The following is an 18,086-nucleotide window of genomic DNA, read 5'->3' as shown; positions in this document are numbered from 1 at the left end:
GAAATTCGATGTCACTCAACCGTAGTGAGCGTCCGACTTGACCCTCAAAATCGGCTCCATGTTCGGCGATCAGAGCGTTGCAAGCCCGGATCCCAGCACAGTTATCGGCTCCGCGGCCAGCGATCTGCCCGCCATCCGCGAGCAGAATCGATTTCGGGTTCGAAATAGCCTGGGCGGGACGAATGACCAGAGTGGCCGGTGGAAACCATATCGCTACCCCGGAACCGAGCTGCTGCGCTCATTGTGGCGTCCGCGGGCGCCGATTGCGCTGCTGCTCTAGCCTCAGGTCCGCAATTGTGGACCAGGACCGGCATGGCGCCCGCCAGCACATAGTATGTGTGCGCGCCAGGCGGGCGTCACCTGGATTTTCGCTGGTCAGCGAATTCCGGCCTGTCCGTGGGCGTACATGGAAGTGCCCTGTCGTACGCCCGTGTTGCCGCTGCGTCAACTACTGCCGTCAAACGCCCCCGCGGCCCCACCGGAAAACAATCCAGCGGGGCCGCTGCGGTTTCCTACACGCTAACTCTGGCAAGCTTTCGCCAATTTATGAGGCACGAACTGACTCTCAACGATGGTGCATCGTTCTTCGGGATTGGCCGCCTTTGCGGGGTGGGTATTCCATCCCGATGGAATACCCACCCAACCGTTACGCGTCATTCGATGAGGCGGAACCATCCTGGCTCTGGCTCATCGAGGACTCCCTCTTGCGTCATGTCGCGGCATTCCTGCATAAGGTCACCCTTAGGCGGAACGGGGCTCATGCCAACGCTTCGCGCAAAAACCTCCAGGCGCCAAGCATCAAACGCCTCCGACCCGTCCAGGAGTAGGTCCATCTCAATCTCAGCGCCATCGGGTCCGACCATCCGACACCCGCGCCCATGGACCGAGTACGAGAAGCCACCATCCGACTGCCCCCTTCGTTCCAGCTTCCCTGCGCGGACAGCCTCCAGCACATGCTCCAGCATGTCGAACTGAGGGTAGTTGCCCACCAGCGCCGTTCTGATGAGCATGCGATACCGCAGGAAGGAACGCACACAGACAGCAGCTTCATTCGACTGACTCACCGGCGCCTCCGTCCTCTCGGCTCCTCGGGAAAGTCTCCGCCTACTTCGATAGGCGCCCAGACCACTTCATCGGCGGATTTATACTTGTAGGCCTTGATCTCATCAAGTGTAAGAGATCGGTACTGAACATCGATCCCTGCCTTCTTGGCCGCCGCAACTCGATGGTGGCCGTTGATTACGTAGCACCGGTTCAGATGCTCAAAGACCTCGATGGGCTCTCCGACCCAGCCATCCCTGGTCATACTTTCGGCAATTTGATCGACCCGTTCACGATCTCTGGCGCCGCCGAGCTGCTCCGTTCGCTCCACTTCATGGGGCCGACGGAGCAATTGTGGACGAGGACCGGTGTGGTGCCCGCCAGCACATAGTACGTGTGCGTGCCGAGAGGGCCTTGCTGTGCGCCCCTGTCGCCGTCGGCGTTGCCGCAGATGGCTACGCGCGTGAGGGCGGCGGAGTGGGCTTTGGCCGGTGTCCTGCCCGGGTTGGGGTCGGGCATGGTCAGAGGGCCGTACGCTGGCCCGGCAACTCGGGCAGGTCGTGATCCTGCCCGGAATTTGAACGAGTGGCCCCCTGGCCTTGCCCGACGCGGGCCCCGGCCCGGGGAGGTGGGTAAAGCCTACGGAGCCGACCGACCCCACCTCCGGGCCTCCGCCCCGGCCAACTCCCCGCCGTCGGCTTGGCGCTCGCCGCGCGGGCGCGTCCGGCTTCTCCTCGCTTCCGGCACAACGCTGCGCTATCTCTGCGCGGCCTGGTCGCTGGCTGGCCCGCGGTGGCGGAGCCGAGAGCGGGCCGGGTGGGCGGCCGTGCCGCGCGCGACCCGTGTCAGCGGGCCGCCTTGAAGACGTGGAGAAAGTTTGGACGCATCCCGGCTCGGCGGTACGCCCTGGCTGTCGGTTGAGCGTTCGGCAGGGGCTGCTGGCCCGGTGCGATGGCCTGCGGTCGTGTATCCGGCTACGGCTGCCGGTGGGACTCTATTCGGCGCGGCTCACCTTGGCGTGGTCGGTGAAGACCCGCCTGAAGAGGCCGTGGCCCGTACTCCCGGTGTGACGGGAGTGCCCAGGTCTGCGCAGCTTCCTGCTCATCGAACGTCAAGACCACCACACCCCGGCCCAAGCGCTTCCGGCCACTCACGGCGGCCGAGGCCCGCCAATTCCTCGACGCCGCCCGCGCCGACAGGCTCCATGCGCTGTACGAACTCGCCCTGCGCACCGGCCTCTGCAAAGGCGAACTCCTCGGCCTCCACTGGGAAGACCTCGACCTCAACAGTGGAACCGTGACCATCCGCCGCTCGCTCCGGCGCACCAGCACCGGCGGCCTCATCCATCTGCCCACCAAGACCCGGGCGTCTGAACGCCGCATCGCTCTCCCGGCGGAATGCCTCCGCTCCCTCAAGCAGCACAAGGAACGGCAGCACAAGGAGCGCGAGACGGCAGGGTCGGGCTGGCAAGACGGCGGCCTCGTCTTCACCACGCCGAGTGGCCGGCCTCTCGACCCGGCCAACCTCACCCGCCGTTTCCGCACCTTCCTCGACCGCCCCGGGCTCCGGCGCATCCGCTTCCATGACCTCCGCCACTCGACCGCCACCCTGCTCCTGGAACAGGGCGTCGACCTCGTCGTGATCAAGGAGCTTCTGGGCCACGCCCATATTGGCGTCACGGCCGGCGTCTACGCCCACGTCCGACTCCGGCTCCAACGCCAAGCCATCGACACCCTGGGCCACGCACTGAGCCAGGAGGACGACCCTGACGGCCCACCTACCACAGTCGTCGTCCGCTGACGTTGCCGCTGAGGTTGAAAGGGTGGGGTGACAGAGGCCGTTGGCCCCGCTACATCCTCGTCATGAGGTATGCGGATGGCGGCGGTCTGACCGCCGCGGGGCGGGCGAAGCGTGAAGCAGTGCGCTTCGAGGCCGCGGAGATGTTCGAGCAAGGGGTGCGGCCTCCGGAGGTGGCCCGCAGGTTACGGGTGTCGCGGAAGTCGGCGTACGCCTGGCACGCGGCCTGGCGGGACGGCGGAAGAGCGGCTCTGGCCTCCAAGGGACCTGGTGGTTTTATGTCAGCTCAGCAATGACCAGGCGGAGCAACTGCAAGTCGAACTGGAGGCCGGACCCGCCGCGCATGGCTGGAGCGAGGACCAGTGCTGGACGCCGGCGCGGGTGGCGGAGCTGATCCACCGCCTGTTCGGCTACCGGTACACCCCTCGCGGGGCGTCGTACCTGCTGCATCGGCTGGGCTGGTCGCCGCAGGTGCCCGTCCACCGGGCCGTCGAGCGCGATGACGCGGCTGTGGAGCGCTGGCGGACGGAGCAGTGGTCACGGGTAAGAGGACGGCCCAGCTCCTGGGCGCTTGGATAGTCTTCGAGGACGAGGCCGGGCAGGACCTGAAGCCCGGGAAGGGGCGGACCTGGGCACGGCGGGGCCGGACTCCGGTCAGCAGGGTGACGGGGAAGGGCTCGGGCCGGGTCCTGATGGCCGGGATGGTCTGCGTCAGACCGGGCCGAGAGACCCGTCTGATCTACCGGACGCAGACGTACCGGGGCCGTACCGGCGAGAAGAAGGGCTTCCGTGCCCGCGAGTTCGCGGACCTGCTCACCTCCGCACGCCAACAACTGGGCGGTGCCCCGCTGATCGTGGTGTGGGACCACGCCAGCACCCACCACGCCAAGGCCCTGCGGGAATTCTGCGACCGCAACAGCGACTGGCTCACCATCGTCAAGCTGCCGCCGTACGCACCCGACCTCAACCCCGTCGAAGGTGTCTGGGCGCATCTGAAGAAGTCCCTGGCCAACCTCGCACCCCGGACGATCGAAGATCTCACCCCGCTCGTGAAGAGCCGCTTGCGCAGGATCCAGCGCCGGCCCGAGGTGCTCGACGGATTCATCGCCGAGACCGGACTGGGACTGGAGCCCCCGTAACCCTGTCACCCCACCCTTTCAACCTCAGCGTCACCCCTCGCAGAAGCCCCGCCAGGAGTCACCTGGCGGGGCTTCTGTTTGCTCGTGTTACAGCGCGATCGGCGCTCTACTACCGCTTCCAGACGAGGCTTTGTGGCAGCACTCCGTCCTCCCAAAGCCGGTCAAGCCTAGCGAAAAACCTGGTCAAGCTCGCGTCGAACTCTTCCCACGCTACCCGGTCCAACTCCCGCCATGGATCCGAGATGATCAGACCGGGCGGCAGAGGTCCGGTTGAGCCAGACATCTTGCGACAAGCCGCACACCATGTGTAGCTGATCACAGCGGGGCGATTCGCGTGTTGCGTATTTCTGAGGTACGTGCGAACCGAAACTTCTCCACACGAAGGGCAAAGCCACTCCGACTGGTCCCGGAGGAAGTTTCGCTCTCGCCCGAGAGCCTCGATTTCCGAGGGTGCGAAGCGCGTTACCTGGATCATGAACCCGCCCTTCGCATGAAAACGCCGAGCATAGCTTGCCCGAATTCCTCGCCGCTCTTCTGGCTCCGCCCACCGAGCCCGCGAGCAGCTTCTCGCATTCGACACGAGACCTGAGTCTGCCAGCAAGCATTGAGGACCTCGCGACAATTTTCGCGAGGCCCTCAACTCTTCAGTCGGAAAAAGGATCAGCTGTCAGGGTTCCAGCTCACGAGGTACCAGATTTCCGATCCGCCGTTCGATCTCCACGTCTGAGAGATCCCCCCGATTGCATGCCATCGCGAGATTCTCTTCGCTTCCCCTAGCGACATATCAAACGCGTCATGAATGCAACCAACTACGCCGAAGGCGATAGCCGCGAGGTTATCTCTCGGACCGAGTTCCAACACCAGCAGACGCAGGACGCCGATGATCGAACCGTCGCGCATCCAGCACTTCTGAAGAGTTCGAGCAATTTTCTCCTCATTGCCTTATATTCCTCTGGGCCCACCTCAACCCCCCGGCCGCATAAAGTTGACGACGAATTCTGTATGGCCCCCCAGACCGCCCGCTGCACTTTCCCAGTCGATTGATGCCTCCGTGAATCCGTTCCTCCGAGCAAACTTTCCGGTGAATGTTTCCCACACGGCATCTTCAGCACTCATCCCGCCACGCACGGCGGCGTTGAGGGAGTTCAGGTTATCGCCCAACGGTCCCGCATTCCAGACCCCGCGGATTCCGTTGACCTGCCTACCTATACCTTGGAAGGCGTTCATCGCATCCGTGACCATTGCTGAACCTCTGGGGAGTCCAGAAACACCCTTGGGTGCACGCACCACCATCTCCCAGTACGCCATCTCTGTCTAGCGTCGCTTCAACACCCTGCGTGGCCAGGTCTCCTCCGTAACTGTTCTCCCACTTCCTATTCCGAGAGAGAAGGTTCCGTCGCAGTTGTGAACCAGGACCGGAGTCGCGCCCGCCAGCACATAGTACGTGTGCTACGCGGTACCCCTCGACCCGCGTCTTCGCTGGTCAGAGCGGGTTTTGCGTTCCGCTGGCGTCCGCGCTTGTGCGGGGAGATCCGTGGTTGTTGCCGCTGCGGCAACTACTGCCGTCAGACGCCCCAACACACACGAGAGGCCCTACCGGAATCAAATCCGGTGGGGCCTCTCCAATTTCTCTACTATTGCTCATTTCGGCGCCACATTCCAGACGCCGAATATTTCAACAAAACGCAAGATCAAGCCGCTGGGGGCCAGACAATGAACCCCTTAAACCTCTCCTCGGTTTCTTCGTCTGACAGATCTCCCCCGATAGCCTGCCATCGCGCAAACTTTCCGGCCACAGCCAGTCGAATATCAAAGGCTCGCGCCATGTAATTTACGACCTGAAACGCGATGCCGGCACGATCGTCAGAAGGCCCCAGCTCGGCCACCAGTTTTCGCAGCACCGACACAACCGACTGCTCGGCAATCCAGCACATGCGGATCGATTGGACAATTCGGCTTCGCTTCTCTTCGTATTCATCGTCTCTCATACGCTACTCCTACCTCGTAAAGTAGACCATCACCTCTCGGAATGTTCCGTCAGGATTCGGAAGCGACATGTCGTGATCGATGGATACAGAGGACCACCCTCGCCTTCCGGCCTGCCGCCCGGTCCACGTCCCCCGTGCTGCGTCCTCAAGCGAGGATCCTCCGCGAATCAGTTCGTTGAACTGCCTGAGATTTGTGTCCAGCTCACCTGCATTCCATGACGCAGTGATTCCCCGGACGTTTTCTGCACCACCGAAGGCATCCAAAGCTTCCTGAAACATCTCACTACCTGTGGGGACCCCTTCGATCCGGGCCCCAATGGGCGTCCTGGCCCTGAGGGTCATCTCCACCATGCCGTCTTCGAAGGTGGCCGAGAGTCCACGATTATCCGTCGCTCCATAGCGGTTCTCGTAATACTGAGTGCCGCAGTTGTGAACGAGGACCGGCGTCGCGCCCGCCAGCACATAGTACGTGTGGAAGTCGTTGACGGTGAGGTTGTGGGTGGTGACCGCGTAGGGGTAGTTGCGCTTGCTCTTGACCGTGAGGGTGGTGCCGTCGGGGCGGCGGAGCTGGTCGCCCGGGTTGAATTCGCCCGCGTCGACCCACTGGCGGCGGGTCTCGTTCCAGTGCGGGTGGTGGAAGGTCGAGGTGAGGTCGGCCGGCGGGGCCCGGGGGTTGGAATCGTCGGTGAGGGTGAGGTCCGTGAACTCCTTGTCGTCGGGGGTGGTGATGGTGGCCGTCACCTGCTGCGGCCGGGTCTCGCCCGTCTGAGGGTCAGTGGCGAGGACGGTGTCACCGACGCGGACGTCCTGGATCTCCTTGGTCGTGCCGTCGGCCATCTGGACACGCGTGCCGGTCGGGAAGCTGTTCTGCTTGACCTTGCATCCCGTTCCTGCGCTCGACTCCCCGCCTCCGCTGCTGTGGGATTCGGCGGAGCCGGCGTTCACCTCCGTGTCGGATGTCTCGCGTGTGGCTTTGGCTTCCGTTCCGGCGCTGTCGGTGGCTGTGTCCTTGCCGGCTTTCTCGGATGCCGATTGGGCTGCTTTGGCCTCGGCGTCGCGGGCTTCCTTGGCCGCCGTCTTGGCTCGGGTCATCGCATCGGATGCGCGGGAGACTCCTCGTTCGGCTTCGTGGATGGCGTCGTAGGCCTTGTTGACTTCCTTGTAGATCTTGAAGGCCTTGATGCCGACCTTGATGGCCTTGGCGATCTTGCCCCACGGGACGGCGCCCAGAGCCGTGTTGATGCACGCCATGACGTCGCCCTTGGTGAAGCAGTCGCGGGCGTCGTTGTAGCCGATCAGGTCGCCGATGAGGTTGACGACCTCGTGGATGAGGTGGGCGCGCCTCTTCTTGGCCTTGTCGAGCGATGCGTTGGCCTGCCGCAGCTCCCGGCCGGCGCTCGAGACCGCGTCGTCCTCCCAGAGAGGGGGACTCACGTACTCTTCCGACTCGCTGCATCCGCTGGTGCAGGGCGTCATGAGCCCGCTGGGATCGGATGCGTTGACGGGGCTGTTGCTGGCGTAGGCATAGGCGTTCCACTGCTGTGGATCGCTGCTGTTGATGAGCGGGTCCGGGCTGATGAAGCGGCCCGTCGTCGGGTCGTACTCGCGGGCGCCCAAGAGGGTCAGACCGGTGGACTTCTCCTTGGTGCCGCCTACGAAGCCCTTGTCGCCTGCCCAGGTGTCCGGGGCGGGCGGGGTGCCGCGGTCGTTGCCGAAGGGGTCTGTGGCGCGGCGGACGTGGGCGAGGTCGGCGGCCTTGAACTGGACGCCGCCCGTGCCGTGGTGGTCGGAGCTCTGGTAGGTGAGGTCGGACTCGCCGCCGGTGGTGGTGCGGGTGACGGACAGACCGCCGGGGGCCGCGTAGGTGCGGACGTTGCTTACCTTGCCGGTGGTCGTGTTGAGGGTGATCTGGTCGGTGCCGAGGTTGAGGGTGGTGCTGTCCGGGTCTCGGCGGATGAGCTGGTTGCCGCCCGTGTCGTAGAGGTAGCTGGTGTTGCCCTTCTCGCCGGTTCCGGTGATCTTGTCGAGCTTGCCCTGGTCGTTCCAGGTCAGGGTCCGGGTGCCGGGGGTGTCGGTGATGGAGGCAGTGTTGCCGCCGGCGTCGTACGTGTAGGAGGTGACCTTGGTGCCGGCCGGACCGGTTTCCGTCGAGGTCATCAGGGCGTGCGGGCCGCCCGTGCCGCCGCCCGTCTTCGGGTCGGTGGAGGGGGTGTTCTGGCGGCCGCCGAAGGTCTGGGTGACCGTCGTGTCCTTGGCCGCGTCGCCCGTGACGTCCTTGCGGACCAGCTTCTTGCGGTTGCCGATCAGGTCGTACTCGTACTGCTGCCAGTACGGTGCCGGCCCGCCAACGCTGGGCTTGCCCTCGGCATCGACCGCGGGGCCGGTCGCGTTGGCGCAGCCGCCGATGCCGGGGACGCTGGGCTTGGGCGCGGTGGTCTGGTTGCCGGTGTCGGTCCAGGCCTGGGTCAACCGGCCCAGGTAGTCATGGGTGAAGCACTGCAGGTCGCGCTGGGCGCCGTCCTGCGTGTTGCCGATCGAGGTCAGCTGGCCGATCTGGTTGTAGGTGTAGTCGACCACGTCGACGCTGGCCCTGGCCTCGGTCTGCTTGTCGAGGGTGGAGCGGATGGGGCGGCCGGTCGCCACGTCGTAGTCGAGTGTGGAGACAATCTGCATGCCGGCCTTGCCGACCGTGGTGCGGATGACCTGGCCATGGGGGTCGCGCTGCAGGTCCACGACGTACGGGGATCGGATCGTTCCGATCGTGCCGTCGAAGGACACGAGGTTGCCCACCGTGTCCATGGAGAACGTCAGCGTCTCGGCGGACAGACCTGCCTCCGGGATGGCCGGCAGAGTCGTGGTGGCCGGTTGTCCGTAGGCGTCGTAGGTGTTCTTGGACTCGTAGGTGCCCGCAAGCCCCTTCTCCGCTGCGGGAATCGTGGTCCTCGTACCGAGCGGGCGATAGCCGGCGTCGTACCCGATGACTTCAGAGACGTAGGCGCTGCCGCCGGCTCCGCCGACGTAGCGGGTGCTGCTGGAAGGCTTGCCCAGGACCTTGGTGTCGTAGGTGAAGGCGCCCACCTGCTTGGCCGGGTCGACGGCCTTGCCCTCGTAGGTGGCAACGGGGCGACCGAGGAGGTCGACAAGCGTGGTGGCGCTCTTGCCCCGGCCGTCGGTGACGGTGGTGAGGTTCTTGCCGTCGTCGTAGACGGTGGTGCTGGTGCCCGCGTCAGGGTCGGTGCTCTTCACCACCCGGCCGAGGAGGTCGTAGGAGAAGGTCCACTCGTTGCCGGCTGCGTCCTTGCGCCGGAGCTCCTTGCCCTGCGCGTTGCGCTCGTACGTCGTCTCATCGTACGGGCCGGTGGGCGTGTTCGACTTGTACTGGCGCAGGAACGACGTGGTGCCGTTGGTGACGGTCGCCGTCGCGTAGCCGCCGTTCGGCGGGATCGTGCGGGTCTCGTCGGCGCCCGGGTACTCGGTCCTCGAACGCCACTGCTCCACACCGTACGACTGGAAGATGGACGCCGTGGGGCGTCCCAGGCCGTCGAAGGCCGTGATGGTCTGCGCGGGCAGCTTGCTGTCCGGATTGACACCGCCGTTGGGCAGGAACAAAGCCCCGGACGGACCTGCCTCGTCGTTGTAGTAGGCGGCGCTGGTCTTCACCTGCCGGCCGTGTGAGTCGAACAGCGCGTCCGTGATCAGTCGTCCGGCAGTACCGGAGGCCGGGTTCGCCTGCGTCTGGCGGACGCGGCCCAGGCCGTCGTAGAGGGTGTAGCTGGATGTGTACGACTTGTCGTTCATGAGCGCCTGACTCAGGACGCTGGACGGCGCGTTGGTGCCGTTCATCGCGTACGAGTACTTGCGTACGGGCAGGGCGCCCTTCGCACGCTCCTGACCGGGCTGCCAGATGGACGTGACACGGCCGAAGGCGTCGTACTCGCGCTCGGCGACGTGCTTGTTCTCGTCCGTGGTCTTCAGCGGCAGCGAGCGGCCGGGGTCGAGGGTCGTGGTCGTCTTCCAGCCCAGCGGGTTGGTGTGGGTGACCGCGGTGGGCAGGCTGCCGGTGGCCGGCTTGTACTCGGTCGTGGTCACCGCGCCGTCGGGGCGGGCGGCGTCCTTGCGGACCTTGTTGGTGTTGCTGGTGACGCGGCCGTATGCGTCGTACGTGGAGGTGGAGTTGAGGCGGTAGACGGGCTTGCCCGCGTCGTCGTACTTCTCCAGGACCGCGGTGCCCGTCTGGTCGCCGGTCGCGCCGGCCTGCTTGGCGGGCTGGTTGTCGAAGTAGGTGAGGGTGTCGCCGACCGTGTTCGCGGTGGTCGGGGTCTGGCCGCAGGCGCCCGAGAGGACGAGGGTGCGGGAGATCAGCTCGGTCGGGGCGCCGCCGGGGCCCACGGCGTAATCGAACTCGGTGCACAGGCGCTGCTCCGGGCGGGACAGGTCCTGCTTGTCGTCGACCCGGAGCGGGCGCGAGAAGGCCGTGTCGTCGTATTCGGAGGTGCGCTCGCTGGTGCGCCAGGTGCCGTTCGCCAGCTTGGCCCGGCTCGTGACCTTGGCCGTGTTCTGAGCGCGGGCGGTGACGGCGGGCATGCCGCCCGACTGGGCGCGGGTGGCCGTGATGTTCTTGCCGAGCCAGGGAGTGGTGACCTCGTCGGCGATGACGGCGCCGCCGTCGCGGTCGTACGTCTCGGTCTGGAGGACCCGTCCGGACAGGACTTCCTCGTCCTTGGTGCTGCCGCCGTGGGCGTCGGTGAGGGTGACGCTGCGCTTGCCACCGTTGGCGAGGGCGTCGCCGTCCATGCCGCGCAGGTACGTGGCCACGCTCTTGGTGCGCGGGGCCTCGGCGGTGTTGCCGTTGCCCGTGCGGGTGGTGACCGTGGCGAAGCCGCGGAACTGGTCCCAGGTGCGGGTCTTGGGGTCGGCGAACTCGGAGTCGTTGCGGTGCCAGGCGATGCCGCCGCCGTACTCGTAGTCGGTCACCGTCGTGACCTGGCCGGCGACCATGTCCTGCTGGGTGACCGACTGGACGACGACCTTGTGGAACCAGTCGTTGACCGGGTCGTCGTAGGACTGCTTGGGCAGGTACCACTTGACCGGCATGCAGGCCATCGTGTTGCCGTCCTCGGAGGACGGCATGGTGCCCTTGACACGGGAGCACTCGGGGGCCTTGTAGACGACGTTGATCAGGCCGCCGGTCTCAGTGGTGATCTTCTGGATGCGCGGCCGGTTGTAGCGGGGCGCCGAGGCTTCCGTACCGTCCGGGCGTTTGACCACGCCGTCGACGCGGTTGGCGATCTGCAGCGGCTCGAACGACACCAGCGGCAGCTTCAGTTCCTTTTTGCCGTTGGAGGCCCGGCGCTCGATCGAGTCCAGCCAAAGGGTCGGAGACGAACCGTCTTCCGGGTCCTGGAACGACTGGTTGAGGACGTAGGAGTCGACCCGGCGGTAGCCGGTCCCCGCCAGCACCTCTGTGTTGATTTTCGTGAGGCGCTTGGTGGTGAAGTAGGTCGGCGACAGGTTCAGGCACTGGCCGGCGGCCGCACACTCCTGGTCGACGGGGGTGTCGGCCCAGGACTTCGCGTTGGCCTTGGTGCGCTGGGCGGGGTCGCAGGTGATGGCGCCGGCTGCGAAGCAGCGCTCCGCGGTCTCGAACAGGATCTGGGCGGCGGGCTTGGCCGCGCCCTTGGCCGCGATCTGCTCGGGCAGGCGCTGGCCGTAGCCGATCCAGGTCGGGTGGCTGCCGCGCTGGTAGCGGGTCGGGCTGCCGTCGCCGTTGTTCTGGCCGCCGCCGCGCCCGTAGTGGTTGTCCTCCTGCTCGTAGCGGTAGCTGGTCAGGTTCTGGTGCGGGTCCACGACGTAGTCGAGGTTCCACTGCCAGCCGAGCTGCTGCCACGTGCCGTTGGCCGGGGTGTCGGCGCCGAGGCACTTGTCCTGGCCGCTGTTGAAGTAGACGGGGACCGTGGAGACCGACTTGGCCTCGGGGTCGGTGCCGTCGCCGCCGGGGAGGCGGTTGGAGCCGAAGTAGTACTGGGTGCCGTCGGTGGTGGTGACCTTGAACGCCTCGCCCTTCCAGGCGGAGTTGCGCTGACCGGTGAGCCGCTCGACCTTCGTGCCGTCGTCGTTCTGCAGGCGGTAGGCGCAGGTGGCGTCGTCGCGGACGATCTGCCCGGAGTGCCCGGCGAGATTCAGGGAGAGGATGTCCCCGGCCCAGCACTCGTCGCCCGAGTCCTTGATGCCCGCGTCCTTGCACCCCTTGTACGAGCGCGAGATCGAGCCGGGGCTCCAGTCCCAGCCCTCGCCGATCGGGCCGGCCTGCGCGTTCGTCGACGCCGTGCGCCCGTCGACGGAGGACGAGTCGTAGCCGAGGGAGATGCCCGGTCCGGCACCGGCGATGCCGTTGGGCACCTCGACGGTGTAGCCGTAGGTGAAGTTCGCGGCGTTGGCTCCGGCCTGCCAGGAGGCGGACGGCTGGAGCGGGGTGGCCGTGTAGTCGCCCCCGGCGCCCTGCGGGCCCGCCTCGACGGCGATGGCCAGGTCCTGGGGGGCGAGCATCTGCGGGGCCGCCGGTGCCGACCTGGCTCCGCCGGGTTGCCCCTTGGCGACAGCGGCAGAGACCGCGGAGGTCTTGGGCACGTCGACCTGCGCGACCAGGCGCCCGGAGGCGTCCCGGTGCGAGTTCAGGGGCTTGCGCGTGGTGCATCCGGGGGCGCCGGGGGTGGTCAGGGCGCAGGTGGGCAGCTGAACCAAGGCGGCGCGGTCGGCCCAGTTGGCGCCGGCGGCCTTGGCCCAGGTGGAGATGTCGAGTCCGACCTCGATCCTGCCCGCCGGAGCGGCTCCCGGGGCGCTGCTGACGGCGACGAGTGCGCCGTTGACGCCGGCCGCACGGGTCTTGGTCGGGTCCTTCACCTCGACGCGCAGCGTCGTGTCCTGGCCGGAATCGGCTGCCGAAGCCCCGATGGCCTCGGCGCGGGTCTGATCGCGGCTCCGCCCGCCGCGGCCGACGCCGGCCCCCGCGGTCACGGACCGGCGCGAAGCACCTGGCCCGCTCCCCCGCCGAAGCCCGCCCCGAGCGCCCAGGAGACAGCCGTCACCAAGGCCCTCTCCGAGGCCAGGAGCAGCGGAAAGCGGGTGGCGATCGCCGAGCTGACGACCGCGGACAGGCAGACCTTCGCCAACCCGAGCGGCACGCTCAGCACCGACACCAGTGCCGTACCGGAGCGCGTCAAGGGCCAGGACGGCAAGTGGCGCACACTCGACGCGACACTGCGCGCCGCCGCGGACGGCGCCGTTGTTCCCACCGCGGTTTCTTCACAGCTCAGCTTCTCCGGCGGCGGTTCAGGCCCCATGGCCGCAATGACGACCGCCGACGGCAAGAAGGTGGCCTTCAAGGCTCCGTTCGCGCTCCCCAAGCCCACGCTCATCGGTGACAGCGCCCTCTACCGGAACGTGCTGCCGGACGTCGACCTGCGGCTGACCGCCGACCGGCAGGGCGGCTGGAGCCAGGTCCTGATCGTGCGTACCGCGCAGGCCGCCGCCAACCCGGCCGTCCGCAAGCTCCGGCTCGACGTCGAGGCCGACGGGCTGGCCGTCAGCAGCGACCCCGCGGGCAACCTGGAGGTCAAGGACACCACCGGTCGGACCCGCTTCACCAGCCCGACCTCCTTCATGTGGGACTCCGCCGCCGCCACGTCGGGCCCGGCCGCCGCCGGTCCCTCCCAGCGCCTGAGCAAGTCGGCCGGCGTCGACGCCCCGCAGGCCTCGCGCGCCTCCGAGGCACCGCCCGCCCCGTCCAGCGCGGACGGCCCGGGCGCGGGCGCGACGGTGAAGCCCGTCCGGACGACCGCCGACGGCAAGGGCATCGACTTGGTCCCCGACGCGGAACTGCTGAACAAGGGCACCGGCCCCTGGTACATCGACCCGGGGTGGAACCCCACGATCGACAACGGCAACCAGGCCTGGGCTCAGGTCCAGGAGGCCTACCCGGACACGAACGAGTTCAACGGCACCGAGCACGGGCAGGACAAGCCGGCCACCGGCTACTGCGGCTACAACATCGGCAATCCGCCCTGCACGGGCATCGGCCGTACCCGCGCCTACTTCCAGATCGGCGTGGACTCCCGCCTCTACAACACCGAGGTCATCGGCGCGACGTTCTCCGCGACCGTGATCTCCTCCTCCAGCCCCACCACAGCCACGCCGATGGGTCTGTACGCCACCGGCGCCATCGGCAACCCGACCAGCTGGAACCGGCAGCCCTGCGGCACCCGCTCCACGATGCAGGGCTGCAGCAAGGTGGGGCACACCAACATGTCGGGCACCGGCCAGATCGACTTCAACGTCACGGACCTGGTGAAGAACGCCGTCCGGTACCAGTGGCCCACGATCACCGTCGGCCTCGCACCCGACGACGAGTACAACAAGTACCACCGGCAGCGCTACGAGAACACCCCGCACATCACCGTCGAGTACGACATCACACCCACCGTGTGGTGGCCCCGCACCCGGCCCACTCCCGGCTTCGCGGGCTCGGCCTCGTACGCCGACTGCCGCACTCCCGGCACCGCGAACCCCTGGGACAACCCGGGCTGGGTCGGCGCCGACAACAACGTCACGCTCACGACCTCAACGTACTCGGCCACCAAGCGCCAGCTGTGGACCGCCTTCCAGTACTGGGACGACGACAACGGCAGGACGTACTCCGCCGAGACCGGCTGGAACAGCGACTACGGCGACGTCACCGTCGACGTCGGCCCGCTGATCGACGGCCACCAGTACGGATGGACGGCCCGCACCACGGACGGCACGCTGACCAGCGCCGAAACGGCCTGGTGCTACCTCCGCGTCGACCGCACCCCGCCCACCGCAGCCGTCACCTCCGCCGACTTCCCCGCCTCGGGCACCATCGACGCGCACCCCAAGCGCGTGGGCGAGGAAGGCACCTTCACCCTCAGCGGCACCGACCCCGCCCCGCCCGGCGGCGGCCGCAGCTCCGGCCTGGCCTGCGCCCGCTGGACGACCGACCCCGTGAAGGCGGCGGCCGTCAACTGGAAGTGCACCGACACCGACACGGGCATCGCCAAGCTCACCGACGGCAAGGCGACCATCAAGCTCACCCCGCAGCAGTGGGGCACGAACTTCCTCTACTTCCAGACCCAGGACAACGCCGGCAACCTGTCACAGCCCGTCGCGTACGGCTTCTACGTCCCGTCCAACCCGAACAGCCCGGCGCCGATCTTCGGTGACGTCACGGGCGACCGGAAGGCCGACATCCTGCTGCCCGACAGCTCGGGCGCACTGCGCGTGATCGGGTCCGACGCCGACCCTGCCGGCGCCCCGAGCGCCCGTCCCCAGCTGGCCCCCGGGTGGAACGGCTGGAACGGCATCCAGACCACACACCGTGGCAGTCTCGGCGACAAGAACGTCGATGACCTGTTCGCCCACCAGCCGGGCCAGCCCAACCTCTACATCTACCGGAACAGCACGACGGGCGGCCGCCTGGACGGCACCGCGCCGGTCCTCGTCGACAAGCCCGGCAGCTGCATCACCCCGACCGGAGCGACCGTCGACTGCACGACCCACGGCTACGGCAGCGACTGGTCCAAGGCGACGCAGATCGCGGCCTTCGGCTCCCTCACAGGCGACACGGCCCAGGACGGGGCGCTGGGGCGCACCTCTCTGATGTTCGTGGAAAGCGGACGGCTCTGGCTGGCCACCGCAGGTGCGACGAACAAGCTCGCCCCCCAGGCCATGCTGCTCTCCGCCAACGACACGCGCTGGGACGGGTACGAGCTGATCACGCCCGGCCGTGCCCAGGGCACGGACCTGCCGACACTGTGGGCTCGCTCGAAGAACGACGGCACCCTGCACGCCCTGCCCGTCAAGGGCACAGTCCAGGCACCCGACCTCACTGCGTTCAAGGACCCTGCTTCGGGCACGATCGGCGGCAAGGTCGATCCGCTGCGGTACCCGCGTGCCGGTTCCGACGGTGACCTCACGGGAGACGGCATCCCCGACCTTTGGGCGATTGACTCGGACCACCAGATCGTCGCGTTCAAGGGGCTCGGTACCGCGCCGAACGGGAACACAGTCCCGCACCCGACAGCCACCGGCGTCGACACCGTAGCGATTCTCATGGGCAACCTCAGCATGCCGACTGCACAGTGGAAACTGACCGGCCAGAACGGCGCCACCACCCCTGACGCCGTCGGCACGAACCACGCGACGGCGGCAGGCAACGTGAAGATCGCCGATCCCGAGACCATCGGCGGCCGTGCCACCCCGTACGCGGCCTTCGACGGCAAGCAGTCGCCGGCAACGCTCACCGCCGCCCGACCGGCCGTCGACACGCGCAAGAGCTTCACCCTCAGCACGTGGGCCAAGGCCGACGCCGGCGGCGGTGTGATCGCGAGCCAGGACGGCAACCGCGCCAGCACCTTCATCCTCTACCCCGACCGCAGTTCCGCCCGCTGGCAGTTCGCCCTGGCCTCGGCGGACGACAACGGCTGGCCGTTCGACTACACCGGCACCACCACCGACGCGGCCCGCTTCACGCCCGACGCCTGGACCCAGCTGACCGCCGTCTACGACGCCGGCACCGGCCGCATGAGCCTCTACGTCAACGGTGTACTCGCGGCCAGCGGCATCCACCGGGCCGCCACGAGCCCGGCGCCGAGCGGGCCGCTCGTGCTGGGCCGCTACAAGACGGACGGAGCCGCCCAGGACCACCTCAAGCAGGGAGGCATCAGCAACTTCACCGTCTACCCGTACGCCGCCGCCCCCACAGCACCGGGCGCCACCGGCCCGATCTCCCTGACGGCGTCGGCCGGCAGCTGCGTCGACAACGACTTCGACCGGGCCGAGGACGGCAACAGGATCCAGATCTCCTCCTGCAACGGCACCGGCGCCCAGGAGTTCCAGATCCGGGGCGACGGGACCATCCGGACCCAGGGCATGTGTCTCAACGCGGCCAACGCGGGCGTCGCGAACGCCACGCTCATCGAACTCCGGACCTGTGACAGCGCCGCACCGAGCCAGCGGTTCCTGCCGCGGGCGGACGGCAGCATCCACCACCCCGCCTCCGGGCGCTGCCTCGACCTGGGCAACTTCGACACCAAGCCCGGCACGCAGCTGTGGCTGTTCGACTGCAACGGCAGCCCCGCCCAGCGGTGGACCGTGCCCACCCTGAGCACGGCCCCGCTGCCCGTCCCTGTCTCCGTCTCGTAAGCACGGCGGCAGGAACCGCAGGGGCTGTTTTCTCGCGCGTCGCGAGGGAGCAGCCCCTGCGCGTAGGTCGTGGGCGTTCCCGCGGCGTGGAAAAGCGATCGCCTGTGGAGCCGTGGGCGAGGACGATCCGGGGATGGGTACGGACATATACGGGTTCATCGAGTGCCGGTGGGACCGGTGGCTGGACGAGGACGACCGCTCCTGGCACTCGGCGGTCGACCTCGCGCACCTCTACAACGGCCGCTCGTACGCGGCCTTCGGATGCCTCTTCGGTGTCCGCAGCGATGCCTTCCCACCGCTCGCCGCGGGTCGGGGGTTGCCCTCCGACGCGTCCCCGGAGGTACGGGCCGATTTCGCGGACTGGAGTGGTGCGCACGGCGCGTCCTGGATCACGTGGGCGGAAATCGCCGGGGCCGACTGGGAGGAGGCCTCGTCCGAGGTCGACGAGTGCGTGCACGAGTACCGTCGGAGAGCGGACGGGGACTGGGAGTTCCAGGGCCGCAACACGGGCCTGGACCGGTTCGCCGAGCTGTCCGGGGCCTCCGGCCCACACGAGGTGTACCGGGCCGGCCGGTTCCGGCCGGAGGGCACCGAGTGGCGCGACGGGGAGCGCCTCTTCCGTATCGGCCGACTGCGGCGGAAGCATGCCGTGGACGACCGCGAGTGGGGGCCTGTCTGGGCGGTCATGCGCACGCTTGCCGGGTTGCACGGGGACGCGGGCGTTCGGTTGGTCGTTTGGTTCGGCGGTTGACAGATGGGTGATCGACTAGGGTGCCGGGGCGGCTCGCGGGCCTTGGCCGTGAGCCGTGGCCGTCAGTCATGTGGAAGGGAAGGGGCTTCGGGTGTCGGAGATATCGGGGGCGGACGGAACCGCCGAGCGGGGACCGACGGACGAGGGGGGTGG

Annotated in this window: 11 protein-coding genes and 1 pseudogene; 7 read left to right on the top strand and 5 right to left on the bottom strand. The window is 67.7% G+C overall.

The genetic code is table 11. The features are described from left to right. Positions 1–37: 37 nt before the first annotated feature. Positions 38–280, top strand: coding sequence for a hypothetical protein (locus tag HYE82_RS12525; protein ID WP_218782542.1), 243 nt, complete (start codon positions 38–40; stop codon positions 278–280). A gap of 373 nt (positions 281–653) precedes the next feature. On the opposite strand, the gene HYE82_RS12520 is transcribed toward HYE82_RS12525, so the two are convergent. Together HYE82_RS12520 and HYE82_RS39490 are read right to left on the bottom strand one after the other, a co-directional pair. Then, positions 654–1,064, bottom strand: coding sequence for a hypothetical protein (locus HYE82_RS12520; protein ID WP_179174076.1), 411 nt, complete (start codon positions 1,062–1,064; stop codon positions 654–656). Continuing rightward, on the bottom strand, positions 1,061–1,372 hold the full coding sequence (locus HYE82_RS39490) for a ParB N-terminal domain-containing protein (RefSeq protein WP_179174075.1): 312 nt from the start codon (positions 1,370–1,372) through the stop codon (positions 1,061–1,063). Before HYE82_RS39490 ends, HYE82_RS12520 begins: the two co-directional genes overlap by 4 nt. 770 nt (positions 1,373–2,142) lie before the next feature. On the opposite strand from HYE82_RS39490, the pseudogene HYE82_RS12510 reads away from it, so the two are divergent. From HYE82_RS12510 to HYE82_RS12500, 4 genes and pseudogenes are all read left to right on the top strand, one after another. After that, positions 2,143–2,841, top strand: a pseudogene (locus HYE82_RS12510) (site-specific integrase); the annotation flags it as partial. A 62-nt stretch (positions 2,842–2,903) separates the two neighbouring features. Then, positions 2,904–3,134 carry a helix-turn-helix domain-containing protein gene (locus HYE82_RS38955; RefSeq protein WP_306439571.1) on the top strand — a complete coding sequence of 77 codons (231 nt, stop codon included), beginning with the start codon at positions 2,904–2,906 and terminating at the stop codon, positions 3,132–3,134. Then, positions 3,109–3,417: a winged helix-turn-helix domain-containing protein gene (locus HYE82_RS38950; RefSeq protein ID WP_309144294.1), complete on the top strand. Its 309-nt coding sequence runs from the start codon at positions 3,109–3,111 to the stop codon at positions 3,415–3,417. Before HYE82_RS38955 ends, HYE82_RS38950 begins: the two co-directional genes overlap by 26 nt. Beyond that, a complete protein-coding gene (locus HYE82_RS12500; RefSeq protein WP_218782544.1) occupies positions 3,402–3,977 on the top strand; it encodes an IS630 family transposase in 576 nt (191 codons plus the stop codon). The genes HYE82_RS38950 and HYE82_RS12500 overlap by 16 nt, the downstream gene beginning before the upstream one ends. A gap of 963 nt (positions 3,978–4,940) precedes the next feature. On the opposite strand, the gene HYE82_RS12495 is transcribed toward HYE82_RS12500, so the two are convergent. The 3 genes from HYE82_RS12495 to HYE82_RS39245 form a co-directional block, all read right to left on the bottom strand. Continuing rightward, entirely contained in the window at positions 4,941–5,285 is a 345-nt protein-coding gene (locus HYE82_RS12495) for a hypothetical protein (RefSeq protein ID WP_179174073.1), read from the bottom strand. A gap of 383 nt (positions 5,286–5,668) precedes the next feature. Then, positions 5,669–5,965 carry a hypothetical protein gene (locus HYE82_RS12490; protein WP_179174072.1) on the bottom strand — a complete coding sequence of 99 codons (297 nt, stop codon included), beginning with the start codon at positions 5,963–5,965 and terminating at the stop codon, positions 5,669–5,671. A gap of 9 nt (positions 5,966–5,974) precedes the next feature. Then, positions 5,975–12,979, bottom strand: a complete 7,005-nt coding sequence (locus HYE82_RS39245; RefSeq protein WP_179174071.1) for a polymorphic toxin-type HINT domain-containing protein — start codon at positions 12,977–12,979, stop codon at positions 5,975–5,977. A gap of 108 nt (positions 12,980–13,087) precedes the next feature. Between HYE82_RS39245 and HYE82_RS38940 the strand changes: the two genes are divergently transcribed. Both HYE82_RS38940 and HYE82_RS12475 read left to right on the top strand, forming a co-directional pair. Next, positions 13,088–17,182: a ricin-type beta-trefoil lectin domain protein gene (locus tag HYE82_RS38940; protein ID WP_179174070.1), complete on the top strand. Its 4,095-nt coding sequence runs from the start codon at positions 13,088–13,090 to the stop codon at positions 17,180–17,182. 133 nt (positions 17,183–17,315) lie between these two features. After that, complete coding sequence (locus HYE82_RS12475) at positions 17,316–17,933, top strand: hypothetical protein (protein ID WP_179174069.1); 618 nt, start codon at positions 17,316–17,318, stop codon at positions 17,931–17,933. Positions 17,934–18,086 lie beyond the last annotated feature (153 nt).

The sequence above is a fragment of the Streptomyces sp. BR123 genome, assembly GCF_013401435.1.
Classification (GTDB): Bacteria; Actinomycetota; Actinomycetes; order Streptomycetales; family Streptomycetaceae; genus Streptomyces.
Note: the sequence above shows the minus strand (reverse complement) of the source record. Positions and strands in the feature narration are given on the sequence as shown.